The organism is Pseudomonas sp. LS44 (assembly GCF_024730785.1).
Lineage (GTDB): Bacteria > Pseudomonadota > Gammaproteobacteria > Pseudomonadales > Pseudomonadaceae > Aquipseudomonas.
This window is the reverse complement of record NZ_CP102830.1, coordinates 1,191,016-1,214,034: the sequence shown is the minus strand read 5'-3', so window position 1 is coordinate 1,214,034 and position 23,019 is coordinate 1,191,016. Positions and strand designations below refer to the sequence as shown.

Here is a 23,019-nt window from a genome sequence, read left to right as displayed (position 1 = left end):
TGTAACGGAAAGCCACGTTCGTTGCGCGGCCTCCCATCTCGCGCTTAGGCGGCTTCAACCTCCACCGGCACCCCATTCAGAGCGGCGTTACCCGATAGCGTATCGAGCTGCCGCTCGTCGGTGAGGTCGTTGGCGCTTGCTCCCGGTTGAGCGGCGGCGATCCCCATCTGGACGCCAGGTCGACCATGCCCCCAACCATGCGGCAGGCTGACCACCCCGGACATCATTTCGTCGCTCGCTGCCACTTCGACCTCGATAAAGCCCACCCGCGAGCGCACCCGCACCTGCTGGCCATCGCTCAAACCACGCAGCGCCATATCGGCGGGATTCATCATCAATTGATGGCGCGGCTTGCCTTTCACCAGGCGATGATAGTTGTGCATCCACGAATTATTGCTGCGCACGTGGCGGCGACCAATCAACACCAGCTCGCCTGCTTGCGGCGCTGGAACCTCAGCGAATCGTCGCAGATCAGCCAGCAAGATCGCCGGCGCGGCCTGCACGGTCTGCTCCGTAGTCTTCAGGCGCCCGGCCAAATTAGGACGCAAAGCACCTAAATCCAGGCCATGGGGATACTCGCGCAATCGCGCCACAGACAGCTGATATTCGCTGCGTTCGCCGTAGGGCCCGAAACGTAGTCCTAGATCGATCAACTGCTCAGGCGGTATGGTCGCTTTCAACTCGATGGAATTTCTGGCCGTGAATGCCTGGGCCAAACCAACGAAAATTTCCCAGTCGTGCAACGCGCCCTGCGGCTTGTCCAGCACCGCCTCATTGAAACGGGTGACATTGCGGACCGCAAACATGTTGAAAGTGGTGTCGTAGTGATCGTGCTCCAAGGGCGCAGTCGGCGGCAGGATCAGATCCGCATAACGAGTTGTCTCATTGATATAAAAGTCGATGCTGAGCATGAACTCCAAGCCTTCCAGAGCCTGCTCCAAGCGACGTCCGTTAGGTGTCGACAGCACCGGATTGCCTGCCACGGTCACCAGCGCGCGAATTTGCCCCTCGCCCGCCGTCAGCATTTCCTCGGCCAGCGCCGCAACAGGTAGCTCACCGCCATATTCCGGCAATCCCGAAACACGACTCTGCCAACGGTTGAAGTGCCCGCCGGAAGTAGTCGCCACCAGATCCACCGCCGGTTGGGTGCAAAGCGCCCCGCCCGGCCGATCCAGATTGCCGGTCACCAAGTTGATTAGCTGCACCAGCCATTGGCAGAGGGTGCCGAAGGCCTGGGTAGACACGCCCATGCGGCCGTAGCACACCGCGCTCGGGGCTGCCGCGAAATCGCGCGCCAACTGGCGAATGTCCTCGGCCGACACGCCGCAACGGCGACTCATCGCCTCGGCGTCGAACTCGTGGATCGCCCCGCGTAGAGCATCAATACCATTGCTAAGCAGATGACTGCCACGCGTCAGATTTTCCTCGAACAACGTATTCAGCACGCCCAGCAGCAACGCCGCATCCTGACCTGGCCGCACGAACAGATGCTGATCGGCAATGGCGGCGGTTTCACTGCGCCGCGGATCGACGACCACCAGTTTGCCGCCGCGCGCCTTGAGCGCCTTGAGACGCTTCTCCACATCTGGAACGGTCATGATGCTGCCGTTGGAGGCCAGCGGATTGCCGCCAAGAATCAGCATGAAGTCGGTGTGATCGATGTCGGGAATCGGAATCAACAGCCCATGTCCATACATCAGATGGCTGACCAGATGGTGCGGCAGCTGATCCACCGAGGTGGCCGAATAGCGGTTGCGGGTCTTCAGCAGTCCCAGGAAGTAATTACTGTGGGTCATCAAGCCGTAGTTATGCACGCTGGGGTTGCCTTGATAGACCGCCACAGCGTTCTGTCCATGCGCAGCCTGGATAGCGCTCAACCGCTCGGCGACCAACTCGAAAGCCGCACCCCACTCGATCGGCTGCCATTCGTTACCGACTCGCCGCATCGGTTGGCGCAGGCGGTCAGGGTCGCTCTGAATATCCTGCAAGGCCACGGCCTTCGGACAAATATGACCGCGACTGAAGCTGTCCTCGGCATCGCCCTTGATCGACAGGATCTGTTGGGAGCAATCGTCGAGCCGTTCGGTTTCGATGGTCAGGCCGCAGATAGCCTCGCAGAGATGGCATGCACGGTGATGACGGGTCTTGGTCATTGGCCTGGCCTCGCATTTTTATGGAGTCGAGACGACCGGTCGAGGTCGCTGGAAAATGACTATGGCGTCGTTCGGATCGTTGCGCCATAAGCGTTCGTCTCATGAATCCAGGACCATCAGGCGAGCCGATTTATCGCAATCGGAACGCTTCTCACAGCTAAACCTGAGAATAAACCGCTATGGCACGCTCACAACCATCGCATTAATCATTCAAAGTGAGTATCTTTGGCCCACTGTGCTGCATATGTAACCGCGACTCGCTACTTGGTGTTTAGATTTCGATCCAACCCTGCACGAATGCGCTAACTCTTTGCACTCAGTACTGGCGAGGCATTAAACCTGCGCTGCAACTCACTTCGTTTCTAGGAACAAACACCATGGCAAATCGCGAAAACGGCACCGTTAAATGGTTCAACGATGAAAAAGGCTTCGGCTTCATCACTCCAAGCAACGGCGGCGCCGACCTGTTCGTGCACTACAAAGCTATCCAGACCCAAGGTTTCAAAAGCCTGAAAGAAGGCCAAGCTGTTTCTTTCGTAGCCGTTAAAGGCCAGAAAGGCATGCAAGCCGAAGAAGTTCAGGTGGTCTAAACCCCCCTCGAATTAAAAAACCCCGCCATCCGGCGGGGTTTTTTTATGCCTGATCCGCCCGCCGCCAGCTGTCGCGCGCCGTTGCGAGTTTGCCAATCCGCAGAGCCACAGTGTACAAATGCTCCCCTTCCGCAGAAGCGCCGCCGTGCTGGGCATGGCTGATTACTGTGGATCGAGCCCAGAGTCGCACCCCGGCCGCCCCTCACAGGCCGCGCCGCGACCGAAGCTCGATAGCGTGGCACGACATTTTTTTATAAGATCGCGCCTTCCCCTATTCGTCGCCCGTAGCGGCCACCAGCCGCAGATCCCGCCCCTTTTTCTCCGAAATTCGGTCTTGGGATCTGCGCAAGCGTTGTACAAAGGTAGTGAATGATGACCGCAAGACACTTTCTCTCGCTAATGGACTGCACGCCCGAGGAGCTCAATGGCCTGATCCGGCGTGGCATCGAGTTGAAGGACTTGCGCAACCGCGGCGCACTGTTCGAGCCGCTGAAGAACCGCGTGCTGGGCATGATTTTCGAGAAAGCATCGACCCGTACGCGCTTGTCATTCGAGGCCGGCATGATCCAACTTGGCGGTCAGGCGATCTTCCTGTCTCCGCGTGACACACAGCTAGGCCGTGGCGAGCCAATCAGCGACAGCGCCATCGTCATGTCGCGCATGCTCGATGCGGTAATGATCCGCACCTACGCGCACAGCACGCTGACCGAATTCGCCGCTTATTCCCAAGTGCCGGTAATCAACGGTCTTTCCGACGACCTGCACCCCTGCCAACTGCTCGCTGACATGCAAACCTTTCTCGAACAGCGGGGCAGCATCCAGGGCAAGACTGCCGCCTGGATTGGCGATGGCAACAACATGTGCAACACCTATATAGAAGCGGCCATGCAATTCGACTTCCAATTGCGCGTGGCCTGCCCGCAAGGCTATGAACCCAACGCCGCCCTGCTCGCCCAAGCAGGCGAACGCGTACGTATCGTCCGTGATCCGCGCGAAGCGGTGGCGGGAGCTCACCTGGTGAGCACCGACGTGTGGACGTCGATGGGCCAGGAAGAGGAAGTCGCTCAGCGCCTGGAGCTGTTCCGCCCATATCAGGTCAACCGCGCGCTGCTCGATCAAGCGGCCGAGGACGTAATCTTCCTGCATTGCCTGCCCGCTCATCGCGGCGAAGAAATCAGCGCCGATCTGCTCGAAGATCCCCGCTCGTTGGCTTGGGACCAGGCGGAGAATCGCCTGCACGTGCAAAAGGCCCTGCTGGAAATGCTCGTCGAGCCGGCTTACTACCACGCATGAGTCCAACCCTGCTGTTGAGCCTGCGCAATCTGGCGTGCGGCTACCGCGAGCAGAAAATCGTGCAAGACCTCAGCCTGCATCTCAATGCCGGCGATATCGGCTGCCTGCTTGGACCCTCCGGTTGCGGCAAGACCACCACATTGCGCGCAATCGCCGGGTTCGAGCCAATCGCCGAAGGGGAGATAGAACTGAGTGGTGAGGTGATTTCCCGTAGCGGCTTCACCCTGGCGCCGGAGAAACGCCGAATCGGCATGGTGTTTCAGGATTACGCGCTATTTCCACATCTCTGCGTAGCTGACAACGTCGCTTTCGGGATCCGTAAACATCCTCAACGCGAGCGCATCACCGCTGAACTGCTTGAACTGGTCAAACTCGGCGGGTTGAGCAAACGCTACCCACATGAACTCTCCGGCGGCCAACAGCAACGTGTCGCACTGGCCCGTGCACTGGCGCCGCAGCCGCAACTCCTGCTTCTCGATGAACCGTTCTCCAATCTCGACGGCGATCTGCGTCGGCGCTTGAGCCACGAGGTGCGCGACATCCTCAAGGCGCGCGGCACCAGCGCGATTCTGGTTACCCACGATCAGGAAGAAGCCTTCGCCGTCAGCGATCACGTTGGCGTGTTCAAGGAAGGACATCTGGAGCAGTGGGATACGCCTTACAACCTCTACCACGAGCCGCTGACACCGTTCGTGGCCAGCTTCATCGGCCAAGGCTATTTCATCCGCGGGCAACTGCTCAGCCCGGATACGGTGCAGACCGAGCTCGGCGTGATTAGCGGCAATCGGGCCTATATTTGGCCGACCGGTAGCGCGGTCGACGTGCTGTTGCGCCCTGACGATGTCGTCTACGCGCCTGACAGTGCGCTGAAAGCGCTGATCGTCGGCAAGACCTTCCTCGGCGCAGCGACGCTTTATCGCCTGCAACTACCGACCGGCACTTTGCTGGAATCGATTTTCCCCAGCCATGCCGATCACTTGCCTGGCGCCCAGGTTGGTATCCGCATCGCCGCCGACCATTTGGTGGTATTCCCGGCCCAAGGTAGCGTGGCCGCCCAGGTCAATCTTGGCGACTCCGGGCTGAGCCGCTACAGCACCACGACCTGATCGCGACCGCCGTTCTTGGCCTGATATAACGCGCCATCGGCGCGCAGCATGGTGTCTTCCCAGTCCTCGACCGGCCGATAGGCACTGACACCAACCGACAAACTCAGGCGCAGGCCCAGGCAATCCTGCCATTCGGTATTGCGCACGCCCTGACGCAAACGCTCAAGCACCAGTTCGGCACCGGTCACATCGGTATGCGATAGCAGCAGGAGAAATTCCTCGCCGCCCAACCGCGCCACGAAATCGACGTCGCGGACCGCGTGGCGAAACAATTGCGCCAATTGTTTGAGCACCGCATCGCCATTGCCATGGCCGAAGCGGTCGTTGACTGACTTGAACAAATCCAGATCGACCAGACACAGCACGAAGCTGTAATTGCCCCGATCGGCCAAGGATTTTTGCTGGGCCAACAGGTCATTGGCGAAACGTCGGTTGTACAGGCCGGTCAGTTCATCGGTAATCGCCAGCAATTGAATGCGTTCCAGCGCTTGTTGCAGATCGCGATTGCGCACCTGAAGCATGTTGCGCAGGTTGCTCATCTCCAGACCGAGAATGCATACGCCGAGCATCAATACAGCGAACTCGAAGGCTTGGATCAGTTCGACGCGCCCATCCATGACCGCGCCGCGCGCCCACAAACTAACCAGCAGCCCGACATAGCAGGCTGCGGTGAACAGACCGACGCGCACATAGCCTGCAAGTCGCAGGCGAAAAGCGCCGAACATCATCACCACCAATGCCATCATCAAAAACAGCATGCGCAGGGTTTCGACGAAATACGCGGTGAAGAACACCACCCCGATCGCCCAGCACATCTGCGCAGTGGTCAGACTGGGATCGCGAAACCGCAGGTTGAGATTGAGCCAAATGACCAGCAGAAACAGCACGCAGCTGCTGAGAACGATGAAGCTGAGCACCAGCATGCCGGCCAGATGAAGCGACATGAAACCAGCACTAAAGGCCAACCAGCACAGCAGCAAGTGCAGGAGCGAGGCAGTGCTGGCCATCAGGGTTCGTCGCAAACGCAGTAGCTGGTCACGCGGAGGCGCCGTCATCGATCATCCTTATCTACGCTAACTGCCGGCAGTATAGACAGCCGCGCTGTCGCTCCCGTCCGGGGTCAGTCGAGCCAGAGCGTGCCGCTCGCGATGCGCACGGCATGTCCAGCGATCCTGACCCGATCGCCCTCCAGGCTGCAATACAGCTCGCCACCGCGCGCCGAGCACTGGAAGCCCGTAAGGTGCTTCTTGGCGAGCCGCGCCGCCCAGTATGGAATCAGGCTGCAGTGCGTCGAGCCGGTCACCGGGTCTTCGTCGATGCCGATGGCCGGGGCGAAGTAGCGCGAGACGAAGTCGTGCTTCACACCGGGCGCGGTGACGATCATGCCCAGCCAGGGCAATGCCGCGACCTGTTTCAGATCCGGCCGACAGGCGCGCACGTGCTGCTCGTCGGCGAGCACCACCATCAGCTCCTTGCCGGTATCCAGCACTTGCTCCGGTTGTCCACCGAGCGCCTGCAGGATCGCCGCGCTGACCTCGATCGGCCGGGGCGGCAGGCAGGGAAAATCCAGCACCAAGCGCCCATCCTCACGGCTGACGCTGAGCGCGCCGGATTGGCAGACAAATTCGAGCCGCTCGCCCGGCTCCTGGTAGTGCTCGAATAGCACACAGGCGCAGGCCAGTGTGGCGTGCCCACAGAGCGGCACCTCGCTGGTCGGGGTGAACCAGCGGATGCGCCAGCGCGCATCCTCTTTCACCACGAAGGCGGTTTCCGCCAGATTGTGTTCGGCCGCGATGCGCTGCATCTGCGCCTCGTCCAGCCAGGTGTCGAGGCGATAGACCATCGCCGGATTGCCGCTGAACGGACGCTGGGTGAACGCATCGATCTGGTGGAAATTCAGCTGCATGGCGACCTCGTGGGGCAGGAATGAGTGCATCCAGTATGCCGCCCCGCGCATAGCGGCGCCCGTCACAGTCACAGCACTTTCGCGCCGCTACAGTTCGCCGTCGCGCAAGCCGTAGCTGGCCAGCAGCACCCGCAACCGACCGTTTTCGCGGTAGCGCTGCACCCCGGCCTCGAACAGCGCCATGTAGCGCTGGCTGCTCGCCAGCTTGGGTGCGAAGGCCAGGTAGATCGGTACATCTGGCGTCCGGCAGCCGGCGCGGCGCAGCGATACCGGTGGCGCCTGCCGCGACAGGTAGCGGGCCATTACCCAGGTGTTCTCCAGGGTCGCATCGGCACGGCTGCGCAACACCTTTTCGACATTGATGCCCAGTGCCTGGTCGCCTGCGGCGGTCTGCACCCGCGCACTGTCATGCTCGTAGGTGTGGATATAGCCGTTCAGCTCGTCGCCGTAGCTGTAGCCGTTAATCACCGCCAAGCTGACCGCGGCGAGCGTCGCCGGGCCGTCGTAGCGCCAGTCACTGCCCGGTTTGGTGTAGAAGCACGTACGCGAGGTAGCCGGTGCGGTGGCGCTGAACAGGAAGTCCGGGGCGTCGTCGCGGCCGGCGCCGATCAGCGCATTGGCGCGCCCCTGGCGGACGTCTAGAATCGCCCGCGCCCAGTTCACCGTATGGTATTCGACGCGAATCCCCTCTTCGCTGAAGATCTGCTGCGCCAGCTCGACGAAGCCCCCCGGTTTGGACGCCTTCGCCGCGCAGTTGATCGGGCACCAGACATCGCCGGTAATGATCAATGTTTCGCCCCAGGCCGGCGCGCCACTCGCGGCCATCAGCAGCAGAGCTGCCCATCCCTTCCGAAAGTTGCGCATCCTGCGTGACCTCTTCGTCGAACTCGTCTTTCAGGCGCCGCTGCGGACCCGTTGCACCGCATCCAGCCAGCCGGCATACAGCTTGTCGCGGTGCGCCTCCGCCATGCGCGGGGTGAACCGTTGTTGACGATGCCAATGACTGGCGATCTGCGCCAGGTCGGCATACAGCCCGGCCTGCAGGCCGGCCAGGTAGGCCACGCCCAGCGCGGTGGTTTCGGTCACTTCCGGGCGCTCGACCGGCACGCCGAGAATGTCAGCGAGGAACTGCATGACCCAGTTGTTCTCCACCATGCCGCCGTCGACCCGCAACGCGCTGGGCGCGGCGGCGCCGTCCTGACGCATGGCTTCGAGCAAGTCGCAGGTCTGATAACAGACCGATTGCAGGCCAGCGGTGACGATTTCCTTGATGCCCGTGTCGCGGGTCAAACCGAAAATCGCTCCGCGCGCCTTCGGATCCCAATAGGGCGCACCCAACCCGGTGAAGGCCGGCACCAGATACACGCCGCAGGCATCGCCGGTCTGCTCGGCCAGCGCCTCGCTGTCGCGCGCATGGGTGATCAGCTTGATGCCGTCGCGCAGCCACTGCACCGCCGCGCCAGCGACGAAGATGCTGCCTTCCACTGCGTAGGTAACCTCACCATTCAGGCGATAACCGACCGTAGTGAGCAGCCGATGCCGCGAAGCCACCGGCTGACTACCGGTGTTCTGGATCATGAAGCAGCCGGTGCCATAGGTGCTTTTGACCATGCCCGGCTGAAAGCACGCCTGGCCGATCAGTGCGGCCTGCTGGTCACCGGCCATGCCCAGCACCGGAATACTCGCGCCCAGCAAATCGGCTTGCGTGTGACCAAACTCGGCGGCGCAATCGAGCACTTCGGGCAGCAGGCTGCGCGGGATGTCGAACAGAGCGAGCAATTCATCGTCCCACTGCTGCCGATGGATATTGAATAGCAAGGTGCGCGAAGCATTGGTCGCATCAGTGCGATGCACCTGGCCGCCGGTCAGGCGCCACAGCAGAAAGCTGTCGACGGTACCGAAGCGCAGCTCACCGCGCTCGGCGCGCTCGCGAGCGCCGGGAACGTTGTGCAAAATCCAGCGCAGCTTGGTGGCCGAGAAATATGGATCGATCAGCAGGCCGGTTTTGCGCGCCACGCTCGCTTCGTGGCCGGCAGCCTTGAGTTCGGCACAGTAATCGGCCGTGCGGCGATCCTGCCAGACGATCGCCGGATGGATCAGCGTGCCGGTCTGCACATCCCATACCAGCGTGGTTTCGCGCTGGTTGGTGATGCCAATGGCGGCGATCTCGGCGACATTCAGACCGCTGTGTTCGATCGCCTCGCGACAGACCTTGAGGGTCGTCAGCCAGATTTCCTCACCGTCGTGCTCGACCCAGCCGTCTTTCGGGAAGTACTGCTTGAACTCCTGCTGGGCGCGTGCCACCGGCAAACCCTGAGCACTGAAGACGATCGCCCGAGAGCTGGTGGTGCCCTGGTCGATGGCGAGCAGGTATTGAGACATGGCGCATTTCCTTATTGTTATCGGCTGGCAGGCCGTTGAAAAACTACTGCGCTCGGCTATACCGCGTTGAAATCAGGCTCAAAATGCTCATTTACCACTCGTAAACTGCGCTTTTTCGCCTGATTTCGCCTTGTCTAGCCTTCGCTCGCTACCTTTTTCAACGGCCTGCTAGCGCGCTGCAGCGGGGTAAAGCGTTTACGAAGTGCCCTGCTCAGCCGCGGCCGATATCGGCGAAAGCGGCTTGAGTGTGCTGGGCCAGGAGGGCGGCGGTCAGCTCCACTTCCAGGCCACGGCGACCGGCGCTGACATAGATGCTCGGCTGATGCTGCGCCGAACTGTCGATAAAGGTCCGCAGGCGTTTCTTCTGCCCCAGCGGGCTAATGCCGCCGAGCAGATAGCCAGTGGCGCGCTGGGCCGCGGCGGGGTCGGCCATATCGGCTTTCTTCACTCCGGCGGCATGCGCCAGCGCTTTCAGATCGAGACTGCCGGCAACCGGTACCACGGCTACCAGCAACTCGCCCTTCTCGCTCGCCGCGAGCAGCGTCTTGAACACCCGCGCCGGCTCCAAACCGAGCTTTTCCGCAGCCTCCAGCCCATAGGACGGCGCCTTCGGGTCGTGGGTGTAACTGTGCACGCGGTGCTCAGCCTTGGCTTTCTTTAACAGGTCGATGGCAGGAGTCATGTTCGATAGTGAAAACAAAATGGTGATTTCGGCTTACCTTAGCGGCAAATCGCTGGCAACGACAGCCTATAATCCGGCAAAAATCTGGATACTTTTATGAATCTGGCACCCCGACAGCAGAGTATTCTCGAACGTGCGCGCGAACGCGGCTACGTCAGCATCGACGAGTTGGCCCAGAGCTTTTCCGTCACCCCGCAGACCATCCGCCGCGACATCAACCAACTCGCCGAACAAGGCCTGCTGCGCCGTACCCACGGCGGCGCGGCGAGCGAGGCATCGAGCATCCACAACACCGCCTACGCCATGCGCGCCGGCCTGATGCGCGATGAGAAGCAGCGGATTGCCGAGGCGATTGCCGCCCAGATTCCCGACCACGCCTCACTGTTTATCAATATCGGCACCACCACCGAAGCCATCGCCCGCGCGCTGCTCAACCATCGCGGATTGAAGGTCATCACCAACAATCTGCATGTCGCTGCGCAACTCAGTAGTAAGGCTGATTTCGAGGTGCTGGTGGCCGGTGGGACCGTGCGTGACGACGGCGGCGTGGTCGGCCAGAGCGCGGTGGATTTCATCCAGCAGTTCAAGGTCGATTTCGCCGTGGTCGGCATCAGCGGTATCGATGAAGACGGTAGCCTGCTCGATTTCGACTATCAGGAAGTTCGGGTTTCCCAGGCGATCATCCACAATGCGCGGCAGGTATTACTGGCCGCCGACTCGAGCAAATTCGGGCGCAATGCGGTGGTGCGCTTGGGCGCCATTGAACTGGTCGACCAGCTGTTCACCGACCGCGCGCCACCCGCCGCCCTCGCCCGCCTACTGAGCGAACAGAAGATTCAGCTGCATCTGGCCTGATGCGCCATGCAGCCCCTTTGGGGATCGCTGCACTCGACCTGCGCGGCCCGGCCCACGCCGCCCAATCCTCCTACATTTCAAAGAACTGCGCTGGCCGATGGCCGGGCTAGCCAGCGCTCTTTTGCCGGGCTACTATTTTCGTAAATGAACATCATCACGTTCACTTCCAACCACCAAGGACCGCGATGCCAGCCCAGCAAACCCCTACCGCGCCATTGGCCGAAGTCTACGATCTCGCTGTGATTGGCGGCGGCATCAATGGTGTCGGGATTGCCGCGGACGCCGCCGGGCGTGGCTTGTCAGTGTTCCTTTGCGAACAGGATGATCTGGCCAGGCACACCTCGTCCGCCAGCAGCAAGCTGGTTCACGGAGGCCTGCGCTATCTCGAACATTATGAATTCCGCCTGGTGCGCGAGTCGCTGGCCGAGCGCGAGGTGCTGCTGGCCAAAGCACCGCATATCGTTCGGCCGCTGCGCTTCATTCTTCCCCATCGCCCGCACCTGCGCCCGGCCTGGATGATCCGCGTCGGCCTGTTCCTTTACGACCACCTGGGCAAACGCGAAAAGCTGCCGGGCTCTCGCGGGCGACGACTGGGCGCCGGCAGCCCGCTGAAGGCGGAGATCACCCGCGGCTTCGAGTATTCCGATTGCTGGGTCGATGACGCTCGCCTGGTGGTGCTCAACGCCATGGCCGCCCGCGAACAGGGCGCACATATCCATACGCGCACCCGCTGCGTGAGCGCGCGGCGCCGCAAAGGGCTCTGGCATGTCCATCTGGAGCGTGCGGACGGCAGCCTGTACTCGATCCGTTCTCGGGTGCTGGTCAACGCCGCCGGCCCGTGGGTCGCCAGCCTGCTCGAAGACAACCTGAAACTGCCCTCGCCCTACGGCATCCGCCTGATCCAGGGCAGCCACATCATCGTGCCGCGCGTGCACGACGGCGAGCAGGCCTACATCCTGCAAAACGAAGACCGGCGCATCGTCTTCGTCATCCCCTATCTCGAGCGCTTCAGCCTGATCGGCACCACCGATTGCGAATACCGCGGCGATCCGGCGCGCGTGACGATCAGCGACACGGAAATCGATTACCTGCTGCAGGTGGTCAACGCCCACTTCAAGCGCTCCATCGCCCGCGCTGACATCCTGCACAGCTTTGCCGGGGTGCGGCCTCTGTGCGACGACGAGTCGGACGACCCGGCGGCAGTGACCCGCGATTACACCCTGGCGCTGGTCGGCCAACTTGGCGAAGCGCCGCTCCTGTCGGTGTTCGGCGGCAAGCTGACCACCTACCGCAAACTCGCCGAAACGGCGTTGGCGCAGCTCGCGCCGTATTTCCCGCGCATGCGGCCGGCCTGGACGGCCACGGCGCCACTCCCCGGCGGCGAACAACTGAGCGATCCAGAGCGGCTCACCGAGATCTTGTGTCAGCGTCACGGCTGGCTCGAGCGCAGCCTCGCCCGGCGCTGGGCACACAGTTATGGCAGTCGCTGCTGGCGCCTGCTGGAAGGCGTACGCGGGGTGACCGATCTGGGCGAAAACCTCGGCGGTGGACTCTACGCCCGCGAGGTCGACTACCTCTGCGAACAGGAATGGGCTGTCGACGCCGACGACATCCTGTGGCGCCGCACCAAGCTCGGTCTGCTCCTCAGCCCCGGCCAGCAGGCCCGCTTACGCGCTTACCTGGCCGCCGAGCGCCCGCAGCACATGCAAACCGCCTGACCCCAGCCCATCACAACTGCGCCACCCCGATCGGTCGCCGATGGGCCGCCAGATAAGGCAGCACGGCGCCCAGCAGCGGCGCCTTGAAGGCCTCCTGAAAGCGATGCGCCAAGCCCGGAATCAGGCGTAGCTGGCTGCCTCTGATGTGCGCAGCGACATGCACGCCGTGCATCACCGGCAGCAGCGGATCGGCAGTGCCATGCACCACCAGAGTCGGCACCTGCAGGCGATCCAGCAAGGCCACGCGACTGGGCTCGGCGAGGACGGCGAGCAACTGGCGCTGCGCTCCGTCGGGATTGAAGGCCCGATCATAGGCGGCGCGCGCCTGGTACAGGAGCTGCGCGCGATCGTCATGAGTCGCCGGACTGCCTAACGCGGCGAGCAAGTCGGCCTGCTGTTCGATGGCCAGCTCGCGGTTAGCGGCCTCGCGCCGGCTTAGCAGTGCCAGCAAGGCCGGGCTCGGGGCTGGCAAACCCTGGGCGCCGGAGCTGGTCATCAACAGGATCAGACTGAGCACCCGCTCGGGAGCCAGATCGGCCAGGTGTTGGGCGATCATGCCGCCCATGCTCACGCCCAGGACGTGGAAGCGCGAAACCTCCAGATGATCCATCAACGCCAGGGTGTCGCCAGCCATGTCGCGCAGACCATAAGGCGCGCTGACGCTCAGACCGAGCCGATAGCGCAGCGCTGCATAGGTCAGATTGGTTGCGGGTGCTTGCTGCACCCAGGTCGACAAGCCAACGTCGCGGTTGTCGAAACGGATCACCCGGAAGCCCTGCGCGCACAGCGCCTGGACCACTTCATCGGGCCAGTCGATCAACTGCCCGCCGATGCCCATGACCAGCAGCAAGGCCGGATCCTGCACCCGACCGATGCTCTGGTAGGCCAGGCGCACCTCACCCACTTCGGCCATTTCGGTCGGTACGGCGACATCACAACGGTTCGCCGCAAAGGACGACAGGCCGCACAACCAGGCGGCGAGCAACAGCAACAGGCGCATCGAAATTCCAGAACGCAGATCCCCAGTAGACAGAGATTCGCAGACATTCATACGAGCGCGCCGCCACAGTTCGGTGACAATTTGATGAAGAACGCCGAACGGTCGTTCGGCGCAGTTTTCACGCCGAGGATTGCGTAGGGCGGGACTCAGGAGCGTCAGCGAACAGTCCGCCATCGGCCTGGGTCCACGGCGTACTGCTGCGCGAGTACGCCCTACGCGGGTTGCGAATCTGGGCAGCTCCCATCGCGAATGAATTCGCTCCTACACGAGGCCAACCGACGCTCAGGCCAACTCGCGGCGCAGCTGCCGCGCCGCCGCCACCATGTTCACCAGCGCCGCCTCGGTCTCCGCCCAACCACGGGTTTTCAGGCCGCAGTCGGGGTTGATCCACAGGCGCTCGGCGGGAATCCGGCGTGCCGCCTTGTTGAGCAGATTGACCATCTCAGCGGTATCCGGCACCCGCGGCGAATGGATGTCGTAGACGCCCGGGCCGATCTCGTTGGGATATTCGAAGGCCTCGAAGGCGTCCAGCAGCTCCATGTCCGAACGTGAGGTCTCGATGGTGATCACGTCGGCATCCATCGCGGCGATCGACTCGATCACGTCGTTGAACTCGCTGTAGCACATGTGCGTGTGGATCTGCGTCTCGTCGCGCACGCCGCTGGCGCACAGGCGGAACGCTTCGGTGGCCCAGTCCAGGTAGGGCTGCCAGTTGGCACGGCGCAGCGGCAGCCCTTCGCGGAACGCTGCCTCGTCGATCTGCACAATCTTGATCCCGGCCGTTTCCAGGTCGACCACCTCGTCGCGAATCGCCAGGGCCAGCTGGCGCGCCTGCACCTCGCGGCTCACGTCCTCGCGCGGGAAGGACCACATCAACATGGTCACCGGGCCGGTGAGCATGCCCTTCATCACCTTGGCGGTGAGGCTCTGCGCGTAGGCGATCCACTCCACGGTCATCGCCTTGGGCCGACTCAGGTCGCCGTAGATCACCGCCGGTTTCACGCAGCGAGAACCGTAGCTCTGCACCCAGCCGAAGCGGGTGAACAGATAGCCATCCAGCTGCTCGGCGAAGTACTCGACCATGTCGTTGCGTTCGGCCTCGCCGTGCACCAGCACGTCCAGGCCGAGGCGCTCCTGCACGTCCACGGCGTGGCGGATTTCCGCGTGCATCGCCTCGGTGTACTCGGCCGCCGACAGCTTGCCCTGCTTGAAGGATTGCCGGGCCAGACGGATCGCCGCGGTCTGCGGGAACGAGCCGATGGTGGTGGTCGGGAATGCCGGCAGTTGCAGGCGCGCACGCTGTTGCTCGATGCGCTGGGCGAAGGGCGACAGACGCTGGCTGTCCTGCGCCTTGACCGCCGCCAGCCGCGCCCGCACCGCCGGCTTGTGGATGCGCGGCGAGGCGGCACGGCCGGCCTGCACCGTGCGGCTCGCGGCCAGGGCGGCCTGCACTGCGGCACTGTGCGGATCGTTGAGCGTGGCACTGAGCACGGCGACTTCGCCGCACTTCTGCACGGCGAACGCCAGCCAGCTGTGCAGCTCGGCATCCAATTGGTCTTCGCGGGCCAGGTCGACCGGGCTGTGCAGCAGCGAGCAGGACGGCGCCACCCACAGGTTGGCGCCGAAGCGCTGCTCGGCCTCGCGCAGCTGTTCCAGGGCCTGGTCGAGATCGCAGCGCCACACATTGCGGCCGTTGACCACGCCGAGCGACAGCACCTTGTAGGTCGGCAGGCGGTCGAGCAGCAACGGCAACTGCTCCGGCGCGCGCACCAGATCGACGTGCAGGCCATCCACCGGCAGGCCGACGGCCAGGCCGAGGTTGTCCTCCAGACCGCTGAAATAGGTGGCGACCAGCTTCTTCAGCGGCGCGTACTGCAACAGGTGGTAGGCGCGCTCGAAGGCGTTCTTCCAGGCCTGCGGCAGGTCGAGGGTGAGGATCGGCTCGTCGATCTGCACCCACTCGACGCCCTGAGCGGCCAGGCGCCCGAGGATTTCGCCGTAGATCGGCAGCAGGCGTTCGAGCAGGTCGAGCTTGTCGAATGCATCGCCCTTGGCCTTGCCCAGCCACAGGTAGGTCAGCGGGCCGATCAGCACCGGCTTGACCTTATGGCCCAGTTCACGGGCCTCGGCGACTTCCTCGAACAGCTGCTCCCAGCTCAGCTGGAAGCGCTGGTCTGCGGAAAATTCGGGGACCAGGTAGTGGTAGTTGGTATCGAACCACTTGGTCATTTCCTCCGCATGCGCACCACCACAGCAACCCTGGCTGACGCCGCGGGCCATGCCGAACAGGGTGTCGAGGCTCGGCTGGCCGCTGTGCGGGCGGAAACGCTCGGGGATCACGCCGAAGGTCAGCGAATGAGTCAGCACCTGGTCGTACCAGGCGAAGTCGCCGACCGGCAGCAGCTCGATACCAGCGTCCTTTTGCAGCTGCCAGTGGACGGCGCGCAGCTGGCGGCCAACGGCGCGCAGGCCGGCCTCATCGAGATCGCCTTTCCAATAGGCTTCGAGCGCTTTTTTCAGCTCGCGGTCGCGACCAATGCGGGGGAATCCGAGGTTATGGGCCAGGGCCATGGCGTTGTCTCCTTCTGATCAATGAATGGCCGCCATTCTCGACACCCATCGCATCATGAGACAAACTCAACATATTCTTGATGATCACAAGGTTTTCTCATGATCGTCTTGTAGGAGCGAATTCATTCGCGATGACTATCTCCGCCGATCGCGAATGAATTCGCTCCTACCCCAACCTATATGTAGGGCGGGTGAAACCTGCGGGTTGCACCCGCCCTACATCATTGATCGCCAATGAACTCGCTCCTACTCATCACCGAACGCCATGAGGTTGCCCATGCTGGAAATTCGCCATCTGAAAACCCTGCACGCTCTGCGCGAGGCCGACAGCCTGGTGGAAGCCGCCGAGCGCCTGCATCTGACCCAATCGGCGCTGTCCCATCAGTTCAAGGAGCTGGAAGAGCGCCTGGGTATGCCGCTGTTCGTACGCAAAACCAAGCCGGTGCGCTTCACCAGCGCCGGCCTGCGCCTGCTGCAACTGGCCGACAGCCTGTTGCCGCAACTGCGCACCGCCGAGCGCGACATGGCGCGCCTGGCCGGCGGCACCGCGGGCCGTTTGCACATGGCGATCGAATGCCACAGCTGCTTTCAATGGTTGATGCCGACCATCGACCAGTTCCGCGATGCCTGGCCGGAAGTCGAACTGGATCTGGCCTCGGGCTTTTCCTTCGCCCCACTGCCGGCCCTGGCGCGCGGCGATCTCGACCTGGTGGTGACTTCCGACCCGGTCGAGTTGGCCGGCATCACCTATGTGCCGCTGTTCACTTACGAGGCGCAACTGGCCGTGGCCAACCAGCACCCGTTGGCCAGCAAGCCCTACGTGGTGCCGGAAGACCTGGCCAGCGAAACACTGATCACCTATCCGGTGGAGCGCGACCGCCTGGACATCTTCACTCGCTTCCTCGAGCCGGCCGACGTCGAGCCGGCGCAAGTGCGCACCTCGGAACTGACGGTGATGATGATGCAGTTGGTGGCCAGCGGACGGGGCGTCTGCGGCCTGCCCAACTGGGCCATGCACGAGTACAGCGCCCGCGGCTATGTGACGGCCAAGCGGCTCGGCGACAAGGGCTTGTACGCCACGCTTTACGCCGGAATCCGCGCCGACATGCTCGACGCGCCGTTCATGCGCGACTTCTTGCTGACCGCTAAGGACACTTCATTCGCCACACTGGAAGGGGTGAGCGCGGCGCGTGGCTGACCACATACCGGCGGCTCAGCGCGTAGAAAAATGCTGCGGATGGCCGCCGGTTGCCCTTGGCGGCTTTTGCCAACCATTACTTGGCGCCAGCCGAACACAGCAAAGCGCAGAGCAAACCGGATATTTCGATTTAAATTTTCACACAGACAAATATGCCGTTCCCTGACACTTTGTCCCACGGCACTATCTTTTCGTAGTCATGTTCAAAAACATGGACTTCGAAATAAGGTTGCAATAACTCTTGCCACTCATCAAAACCTAAAGCCACCATGGCATGTTCATCTTCCCATGACTGTTTAACATCCAAAGTGGTTTTCTCAATACTGAGTCGTAGTGATTGTTTCTCGCCATGACCGCAGTAGTTCCATCCCGAGCTGAAAGCAAAGTGACTGCCGCCATGCTCTACCGTATGCCGGGCGAATGAATTGTTATCGATCTTATGTTTATCCACAGCATTAAAGCAGAACACGCCATCGGCTTTTAGCGCCTTGTGGACGCTGGCGATGCACGCTTTCAGCCTGTCAATCTCGCCACTGTAATGAATGGAGTAGAGGAAACAGGTGACCAGATCGACCGGTTCATCCACGCTAAAAGCACACATATCCTGCAAGGTAAATTGGGCTTCCGGGCAGCGCAGTTTAGCGATGTCCAACATGGGTTGATTAATATCCAGCCCACTACTGCTGTAGCCAAAGTCTATGAAATACCGAACATGTGGCCCGGTGCCACAGGCCAAATCGATATGATCCTTGCCTGCACTGCCGAATAGCTGATGAAACCTACGCACACTATTGCTTTGCGCTTGGTAGTCGATGTCAGCACACATCAAATCGTAATAGCCGGACAGATCGGTATATAAAGCATTGGTGGACATAGCAACCCTAACAACCCAAACAAGAATTTCGATAATTCATGAAGCAATCAGTGTATTCATGAGCGCTAGCATAAAAACACGTCTGTGCTATGACCCTACTAGAAAGCAATGAGCGCTAGTGTACAGAAACAATATTCCACCTTAACGCCAGGTACTCGCGGAGTCCCCATGCCACTGGTCACCGTCACCGTTCGCAAGCCGAAATCGACAGCATTCAAGGCCACCGTAGTCGACGCCGTGCATGCGGCTCTGGTGTCCTCGGGCGTGCCGGCCACCGACAAATTCCAGCGTGTGTTGGAACTCGACACCGAGGACTTCCGCTTCGACCCCAGTTATCCAGATTTGCAGAACGAGCGCGGCGAGAGCTTCGTGCTGATCGAAATCCTCTGGTCGGTGGGGCGCAGCGTGAAGGTGAAGAAGAAACTCCTCGAAGAACTGATGACCACGTTGGCCAAGGCCAACTTCGACACGGAGCAGATCATGGTCTGTTTCAAGGAGACGTCGTGGGAGAACTGGTCGTTCGGCGGTGGACGGCTCATCCACACCTGATCCCCTTCGCTGGCCGCCCCGCCTCACACGGTTTAGGCTCTAAGCGGCCGATCTCCGGCGAGGAGCTTTCATGAATCTGTCCCTGCTCAGCCGCTACGCATTCTTCGCTTTCTGCGTGTTATTCACCCTATTCAGCCTGCCCTTTCTAGTCGCCCACGACTGGCTGTGGCCACTGACGCTGCTCACCGGGGTGCTGAGTCTGATTGGTCTCGGCGATCTGTTGCAGACGCGCCAGGCAGTGCGGCGCAACTATCCGATTCTCGGCAACATCCGTTATCTGGTGGAGGGGATCCGCCCGGAGATCCGCCAGTACCTGCTGGAGGGCGACGCCGAACAGCTGCCGTTTTCCCGCGCACAACGCTCGCTGGTGTATGCGCGGGCGAAGAATGAGAGCGCGGACAAGCCGTTCGGCACCCTCACCGACGTGTATCAGAACGGTTTCGAGTTCATTGGCCACTCGCTGCTGCCGGCCGATCACGCCGACCCGAGCAGCTTCCGCGTGACCATCGGCGGGCCGCAGTGCAAGCAACCCTACTCGGCCTCGGTGTTCAATATTTCGGCAATGAGTTTCGGCTCGCTGAGCGCCAATGCGATCCGCGCGCTGAACCAGGGCGCCAAGCTTGGCGGTTTCTACCACGACACCGGCGAGGGCAGCATCAGCCTCTACCACCGCGAACATGGCGGCGATCTGGTCTGGGAGCTGGGCAGCGGCTACTTCGGTTGTCGCGATGACGACGGCCGTTTCGACCCGGCGCGCTTCAGCGAGCAGGCCAGCAACCCTCAGGTACGGATGATCGAGATCAAGCTGAGCCAGGGCGCCAAGCCCGGCCACGGCGGCATCCTGCCCAAGCACAAGGTCACCGCGGAAATCTCCCTGACCCGCGGCGTGCCAATGGGCCAGGACTGCATCTCGCCGGCGCGGCACAGTGAGTTCTCCACCCCGGTCGAGATGATGGCTTTCATCGCCCGCCTACGCGAGCTATCCGGCGGCAAGCCGGTCGGCTTCAAGCTGTGCCTGGGCCATCCGTGGGAGTTCATGGGCATCGCCAAGGCCATGCTGGCGACCGGCATCCTGCCGGACTTCATCGTCATCGACGGCAAGGAAGGCGGCACCGGCGCGGCGCCGCTGGAGTTCACCGACCATATCGGCGTGCCGCTGCGCGAGGGCCTGCTGTTCGTGCACAACACCCTGGTCGGACTCAACCTGCGCGACAAGATCAAGCTCGGCGCCAGCGGCAAGATCGTCAGCGCCTTCGACATCGCCAGCGTGATGGCCCTGGGCGCAGACTGGGCCAACTCGGCGCGCGGCTTCATGTTCGCCATCGGCTGCATCCAGTCACAGAGCTGCCATACCAACAAATGCCCGACCGGCGTGGCCACCCAGGACCCGCTGCGCCAGCGCGCCCTGGTGGTGCCGGACAAAGCCCAGCGGGTGCACAACTTTCACCGCAACACCTTGAAGGCGCTGAGTGAAATGATTGCCGCCGCCGGCCTCAGCCATCCGTCGCAGATCGAGGCCAAACACCTGGTGCGGCGCCTGTCGGCCAGCGAGATCAAGCTCTACTCGCAGGTGCACGTGTTCCTCAAGCCGGGCGAGCTGCTCAGTGGCGAGATTTCCGGCGAGTTCTATCGACGCATGTGGCAGATGGCGCAGGCCGAGAGCTTCGACGCCCTGCCGATCTAAGTTCTGGCAAAAATGGTTCCGGCAGAGGCGCCGCGGGCTGGACTAAAGTGAAGGTCAGCCCCGCCAGAGGAAACCGCCATGCGTCCACTTAACTGCCTGTCGTTACTGATCTGCCTGTCGCTCGCGAGCGTCGCGGCATCCGCCGCCGATCGCGGCCTGATCCAAGAGCGAATACAGGAGCATCTGCAAGCGCGTATCAAAGCCATGGACAGTAACGGCGACGGGGCTATTTCGCGCGAGGAATATCTGACCAACGCCGAGAAGCAATTCCAGCGGTTGGATAGCAACCACGATGGCAAGATCACTCAGGAAGAAATGGCCACCACCGGGCAAAACCTGCTACCACACGACGAACGGGAACCTGATTAAAGCCCTGAAGGCGCGCTTGCGCGGCGATGCGGGGGCTTTTGCTTTTTATCCCCTCGCCCCTCCGGGGAGAGGGTTAGGGAGAGGGGACGTGCCGACCACGCTGTTCCTGCCTGCCCCCCTCTCCCCCACCCTCTCCCATAAATGGGAGAGGGAGTCAGAACGGCGTGCAGCAAATATCTCCATATTGCCCTTCGTGGCGAGCCAACCGACACCGCGAACACCTTCCGCAGCACCTTAAGTTTTACCCATCCGGGTCGACATAGTCGGTGACAGAGCCTGCCGACTGCCAACCGCCTTCCGATAATAAGATCCGGAGTAACACCAATGCCCAGCCTACGTGCCATCAGTATTCGCAAACGACTTTGGCTGATCCTCGCCGTGGCCTTGGTGATGCTCGTGCTGCAAGGCGGCTTGATGCTCAAGCAGCTCTATACCGGCCTCTACCAGGGCAAAATCGAGAAAACCCAACATCTGGTGGAGAACACCCAGGGGGTTTTGCAGTACTTCCATGGCCTCGAACAAGCCGGCACGCTGTCGCGCGAAGAGGCGCAGAAGCAGGCGCTGACGGCGGTGCGCGGGCTACGTTATGCACAGAACGACTACTTCTGGATCAACGATCTGGAACCGCGAATGCTCATGCATCCGACCAATCCGAAGCTCGACGGGCAACCGCTGGCCAGCCTGAAAGACCCGGATGGCAAAGCCCTGTTCAAAGACATGGTTCGACTGGCGAAAAGCCAAGGCCATGGCTCACTGGACTATCGCTGGCCCAAGCCGGGCGCCAGCGAGCCGGTGCCCAAGGTTTCCTACATCGCGCTGTTCGAGCCGTGGGGCTGGGTGCTCGGCTCAGGTATTTATATCGACGACATGCTCGCCGAATTCCGCGCCCAGGCCATGCAAGCCATCGGCATTGGCGTGCTGATCATCCTGCTGATGGCCGCGCTGATCATGCTGATTACCCGCAGCATCAGCCAACCGCTAGATACCGTGGTGCGCGCCATGGCCGACATCGCCCACGGCGAAGGCGACCTGACCCGCCGCCTGGAAGCCCACGGCCATGACGAACTGACCGCGCTGAGCGAGCACTTCAACGGCTTCACCCAGAAGCTCAGCCAGGTCATCCGCAAGCTGCTCGAAGCCACCGCCGGCCTGCAACAAGCGGCCGGCGAACTGGGCGGTATCGCCAGCAATGCCCAGCAGTCCAGCCAGCGCCAGTCCGAGCAGATGGAACTGGTGGCCACGGCGATCAACGAAGTCACTTACGGCGTGCAAGATGTAGCGAAGAACGCCGAACATGCCTCCGGCGAAGTGCATTCGGCCGAAGGTCAGGCGCAACAAGGCCAGAGCAATATCGACAGCAGCCTGCAGCAGATCGACCAGCTGTCGACGACCATCAGCCAGGCGGTGCAGGTCATGCAGTCGTTAGCCGAGGAAAGCACCCAGATTGGCGGCGTACTCGAGGTGATTCGCTCGATTGCCGACCAGACCAACCTGCTGGCCTTGAACGCCGCCATTGAAGCCGCCCGCGCCGGCGAACAAGGCCGCGGCTTTGCCGTGGTTGCCGACGAGGTGCGCCTGCTGGCGCAGCGCACGCAAAAATCCACGGCGGAAATCCAGGTGATGATCGAGCGCCTGCAGAACAATTCCGGCGCCGCGGTGAAAGTCATCAACGAAAGTAGCCGCAATTCGCAGCTGACCGTGGAGATGGCCGGTCAAGCCGGTCATAGCCTCGGCCAGATCGCCCAGTCGCTGCGCACCCTGACCGGCCTGAACGCCTCGATTGCCAGCGCGACCCTGCAGCAATCGCACGTGGTCGAGGACATCAACCAGAACGTCACCGCCGCCGCCGGCCTGGCCCGCGAAAACGCCGACGCCGCCGAAGCCACCGCCGCCGCCAGCCAACGGCTGGGCGTGCTGGCCGGGCAATTGGGCGGTTTGATCGGGCAGTTCAAGGTGTGATGGAAGGGGCGCATGTAGCCCGGATGCAATCCGGGGAGGTCGGAGATATTCCCTCCCGGATTGCATCCGGGCTACGTCCCTGCATCCACCTGCCAACACCGGTAGGCGCAGGCTTTATCGGCGAACAGCG

19 protein-coding genes and 1 pseudogene are annotated in these 23,019 nt (G+C 62.0%); 11 read left to right on the top strand and 9 right to left on the bottom strand.

The window, feature by feature from the left end; all coding sequences use genetic code 11:
- Window positions 1–44: 44 nt before the first annotated feature.
- Entirely contained in the window at window positions 45–2,153 is a 2,109-nt protein-coding gene (locus NVV93_RS05375; RefSeq protein ID WP_258253416.1) for a molybdopterin oxidoreductase family protein, read from the bottom strand.
- A 377-nt stretch (window positions 2,154–2,530) separates the two neighbouring features.
- Here NVV93_RS05375 and NVV93_RS05370 point away from each other — a divergent pair, with 377 nt between their 5' ends.
- The 3 genes from NVV93_RS05370 to NVV93_RS05360 all read left to right on the top strand — a co-directional run bounded on the left by NVV93_RS05370 (window position 2,531) and on the right by NVV93_RS05360 (window position 5,142).
- Window positions 2,531–2,743 carry a cold-shock protein gene (locus NVV93_RS05370; protein ID WP_119894518.1) on the top strand — a complete coding sequence of 71 codons (213 nt, stop codon included), beginning with the start codon at window positions 2,531–2,533 and terminating at the stop codon, window positions 2,741–2,743.
- A gap of 372 nt (window positions 2,744–3,115) precedes the next feature.
- Window positions 3,116–4,036 carry an ornithine carbamoyltransferase gene (argF, locus tag NVV93_RS05365; RefSeq protein ID WP_258253415.1) on the top strand — a complete coding sequence of 307 codons (921 nt, stop codon included), beginning with the start codon at window positions 3,116–3,118 and terminating at the stop codon, window positions 4,034–4,036.
- Window positions 4,033–5,142: an ABC transporter ATP-binding protein gene (locus NVV93_RS05360; RefSeq protein ID WP_258253414.1), complete on the top strand. Its 1,110-nt coding sequence runs from the start codon at window positions 4,033–4,035 to the stop codon at window positions 5,140–5,142. The genes argF and NVV93_RS05360 overlap by 4 nt, the downstream gene beginning before the upstream one ends.
- Here the strand turns inward: NVV93_RS05360 and NVV93_RS05355 are convergent.
- From NVV93_RS05355 to ybaK, 5 genes are all read right to left on the bottom strand, one after another.
- Window positions 5,124–6,149, bottom strand: a complete 1,026-nt coding sequence (locus tag NVV93_RS05355) for a diguanylate cyclase (RefSeq protein WP_258253413.1) — start codon at window positions 6,147–6,149, stop codon at window positions 5,124–5,126. The genes NVV93_RS05360 and NVV93_RS05355 overlap by 19 nt on opposite strands.
- 113 nt (window positions 6,150–6,262) lie before the next feature.
- Window positions 6,263–7,048, bottom strand: a complete 786-nt coding sequence (locus NVV93_RS05350; protein WP_258253412.1) for a PhzF family phenazine biosynthesis protein — start codon at window positions 7,046–7,048, stop codon at window positions 6,263–6,265.
- An 87-nt stretch (window positions 7,049–7,135) separates the two neighbouring features.
- Window positions 7,136–7,912, bottom strand: a complete 777-nt coding sequence (locus tag NVV93_RS05345) for an ABC transporter substrate-binding protein (RefSeq protein WP_258253411.1) — start codon at window positions 7,910–7,912, stop codon at window positions 7,136–7,138.
- Window positions 7,913–7,942: 30 nt separating this feature from the next.
- Entirely contained in the window at window positions 7,943–9,430 is a 1,488-nt protein-coding gene (gene glpK, locus NVV93_RS05340; RefSeq protein WP_258253410.1) for a glycerol kinase GlpK, read from the bottom strand.
- 211 nt (window positions 9,431–9,641) lie between these two features.
- Window positions 9,642–10,112, bottom strand: coding sequence for a Cys-tRNA(Pro) deacylase (gene ybaK / locus NVV93_RS05335; RefSeq protein ID WP_258253409.1), 471 nt, complete (start codon window positions 10,110–10,112; stop codon window positions 9,642–9,644).
- A 96-nt stretch (window positions 10,113–10,208) separates the two neighbouring features.
- Between ybaK and NVV93_RS05330 the strand changes: the two genes are divergently transcribed.
- A complete protein-coding gene (locus NVV93_RS05330) occupies window positions 10,209–10,967 on the top strand; it encodes a DeoR/GlpR family DNA-binding transcription regulator (protein WP_258253408.1) in 759 nt (252 codons plus the stop codon).
- Window positions 10,968–11,152: 185 nt separating this feature from the next.
- Window positions 11,153–12,685, top strand: a complete 1,533-nt coding sequence (glpD, locus tag NVV93_RS05325) for a glycerol-3-phosphate dehydrogenase (RefSeq protein ID WP_258253407.1) — start codon at window positions 11,153–11,155, stop codon at window positions 12,683–12,685.
- A 10-nt stretch (window positions 12,686–12,695) separates the two neighbouring features.
- On the opposite strand, the gene NVV93_RS05320 is transcribed toward glpD, so the two are convergent.
- Window positions 12,696–13,685 carry an alpha/beta fold hydrolase gene (locus NVV93_RS05320; RefSeq protein ID WP_258253406.1) on the bottom strand — a complete coding sequence of 330 codons (990 nt, stop codon included), beginning with the start codon at window positions 13,683–13,685 and terminating at the stop codon, window positions 12,696–12,698.
- A gap of 282 nt (window positions 13,686–13,967) precedes the next feature.
- Window positions 13,968–16,256: a 5-methyltetrahydropteroyltriglutamate--homocysteine S-methyltransferase gene (metE, locus tag NVV93_RS05315; RefSeq protein ID WP_258253405.1), complete on the bottom strand. Its 2,289-nt coding sequence runs from the start codon at window positions 16,254–16,256 to the stop codon at window positions 13,968–13,970.
- 277 nt (window positions 16,257–16,533) lie between these two features.
- Between metE and metR the strand changes: the two genes are divergently transcribed.
- Window positions 16,534–17,454 carry a transcriptional regulator MetR gene (gene metR / locus NVV93_RS05310; RefSeq protein WP_258253404.1) on the top strand — a complete coding sequence of 307 codons (921 nt, stop codon included), beginning with the start codon at window positions 16,534–16,536 and terminating at the stop codon, window positions 17,452–17,454.
- A gap of 130 nt (window positions 17,455–17,584) precedes the next feature.
- Here the strand turns inward: metR and NVV93_RS05305 are convergent, their stop codons facing one another.
- Entirely contained in the window at window positions 17,585–18,328 is a 744-nt protein-coding gene (locus tag NVV93_RS05305) for a class I SAM-dependent methyltransferase (RefSeq protein WP_258253403.1), read from the bottom strand.
- Window positions 18,329–18,496: 168 nt separating this feature from the next.
- Here NVV93_RS05305 and NVV93_RS05300 point away from each other — a divergent pair, with 168 nt between their 5' ends.
- From NVV93_RS05300 to NVV93_RS20145, 5 genes and pseudogenes are all read left to right on the top strand, one after another.
- Window positions 18,497–18,877 (top strand): tautomerase family protein, encoded by a 381-nt coding sequence (locus tag NVV93_RS05300; protein ID WP_258253402.1) that lies wholly within the window; start codon window positions 18,497–18,499, stop codon window positions 18,875–18,877.
- Window positions 18,878–18,947: 70 nt separating this feature from the next.
- Complete coding sequence (locus NVV93_RS05295; RefSeq protein ID WP_258253401.1) at window positions 18,948–20,561, top strand: FMN-binding glutamate synthase family protein; 1,614 nt, start codon at window positions 18,948–18,950, stop codon at window positions 20,559–20,561.
- A 78-nt stretch (window positions 20,562–20,639) separates the two neighbouring features.
- The gene (locus NVV93_RS05290; RefSeq protein WP_258253400.1) at window positions 20,640–20,930 is read left to right on the top strand and encodes a hypothetical protein; all 291 of its coding nucleotides are present in this window, start codon (window positions 20,640–20,642) and stop codon (window positions 20,928–20,930) included.
- Between the two features lie 324 nt (window positions 20,931–21,254).
- Window positions 21,255–21,983: pseudogene (locus NVV93_RS20150) on the top strand (cache domain-containing protein); the annotation flags it as partial.
- Between the two features lie 171 nt (window positions 21,984–22,154).
- Entirely contained in the window at window positions 22,155–22,889 is a 735-nt protein-coding gene (locus tag NVV93_RS20145) for a methyl-accepting chemotaxis protein (protein WP_375162925.1), read from the top strand.
- The last annotated feature ends 130 nt before the right edge of the window (window positions 22,890–23,019 follow it).

Coding starts and splice junctions, on each gene's coding strand:
- NVV93_RS05375 (WP_258253416.1), bottom strand. CDS start 2,153: ATGACCAAGACCCGTCATCACCGTGCATGCCATCTCTGCGAGGCTATC.
- NVV93_RS05370 (WP_119894518.1), top strand. CDS start 2,531: ATGGCAAATCGCGAAAACGGCACCGTTAAATGGTTCAACGATGAAAAA.
- argF (WP_258253415.1), top strand. CDS start 3,116: ATGACCGCAAGACACTTTCTCTCGCTAATGGACTGCACGCCCGAGGAG.
- NVV93_RS05360 (WP_258253414.1), top strand. CDS start 4,033: ATGAGTCCAACCCTGCTGTTGAGCCTGCGCAATCTGGCGTGCGGCTAC.
- NVV93_RS05355 (WP_258253413.1), bottom strand. CDS start 6,149: ATGGCCAGCACTGCCTCGCTCCTGCACTTGCTGCTGTGCTGGTTGGCC.
- NVV93_RS05350 (WP_258253412.1), bottom strand. CDS start 7,048: ATGCAGCTGAATTTCCACCAGATCGATGCGTTCACCCAGCGTCCGTTC.
- NVV93_RS05345 (WP_258253411.1), bottom strand. CDS start 7,912: ATGCGCAACTTTCGGAAGGGATGGGCAGCTCTGCTGCTGATGGCCGCG.
- glpK (WP_258253410.1), bottom strand. CDS start 9,430: ATGTCTCAATACCTGCTCGCCATCGACCAGGGCACCACCAGCTCTCGG.
- ybaK (WP_258253409.1), bottom strand. CDS start 10,112: ATGACTCCTGCCATCGACCTGTTAAAGAAAGCCAAGGCTGAGCACCGC.
- NVV93_RS05330 (WP_258253408.1), top strand. CDS start 10,209: ATGAATCTGGCACCCCGACAGCAGAGTATTCTCGAACGTGCGCGCGAA.
- glpD (WP_258253407.1), top strand. CDS start 11,153: ATGCCAGCCCAGCAAACCCCTACCGCGCCATTGGCCGAAGTCTACGAT.
- NVV93_RS05320 (WP_258253406.1), bottom strand. CDS start 13,685: ATGCGCCTGTTGCTGTTGCTCGCCGCCTGGTTGTGCGGCCTGTCGTCC.
- metE (WP_258253405.1), bottom strand. CDS start 16,256: ATGGCCCTGGCCCATAACCTCGGATTCCCCCGCATTGGTCGCGACCGC.
- metR (WP_258253404.1), top strand. CDS start 16,534: ATGCTGGAAATTCGCCATCTGAAAACCCTGCACGCTCTGCGCGAGGCC.
- NVV93_RS05305 (WP_258253403.1), bottom strand. CDS start 18,328: ATGTCCACCAATGCTTTATATACCGATCTGTCCGGCTATTACGATTTG.
- NVV93_RS05300 (WP_258253402.1), top strand. CDS start 18,497: ATGCCACTGGTCACCGTCACCGTTCGCAAGCCGAAATCGACAGCATTC.
- NVV93_RS05295 (WP_258253401.1), top strand. CDS start 18,948: ATGAATCTGTCCCTGCTCAGCCGCTACGCATTCTTCGCTTTCTGCGTG.
- NVV93_RS05290 (WP_258253400.1), top strand. CDS start 20,640: ATGCGTCCACTTAACTGCCTGTCGTTACTGATCTGCCTGTCGCTCGCG.
- NVV93_RS20145 (WP_375162925.1), top strand. CDS start 22,155: ATGGAACTGGTGGCCACGGCGATCAACGAAGTCACTTACGGCGTGCAA.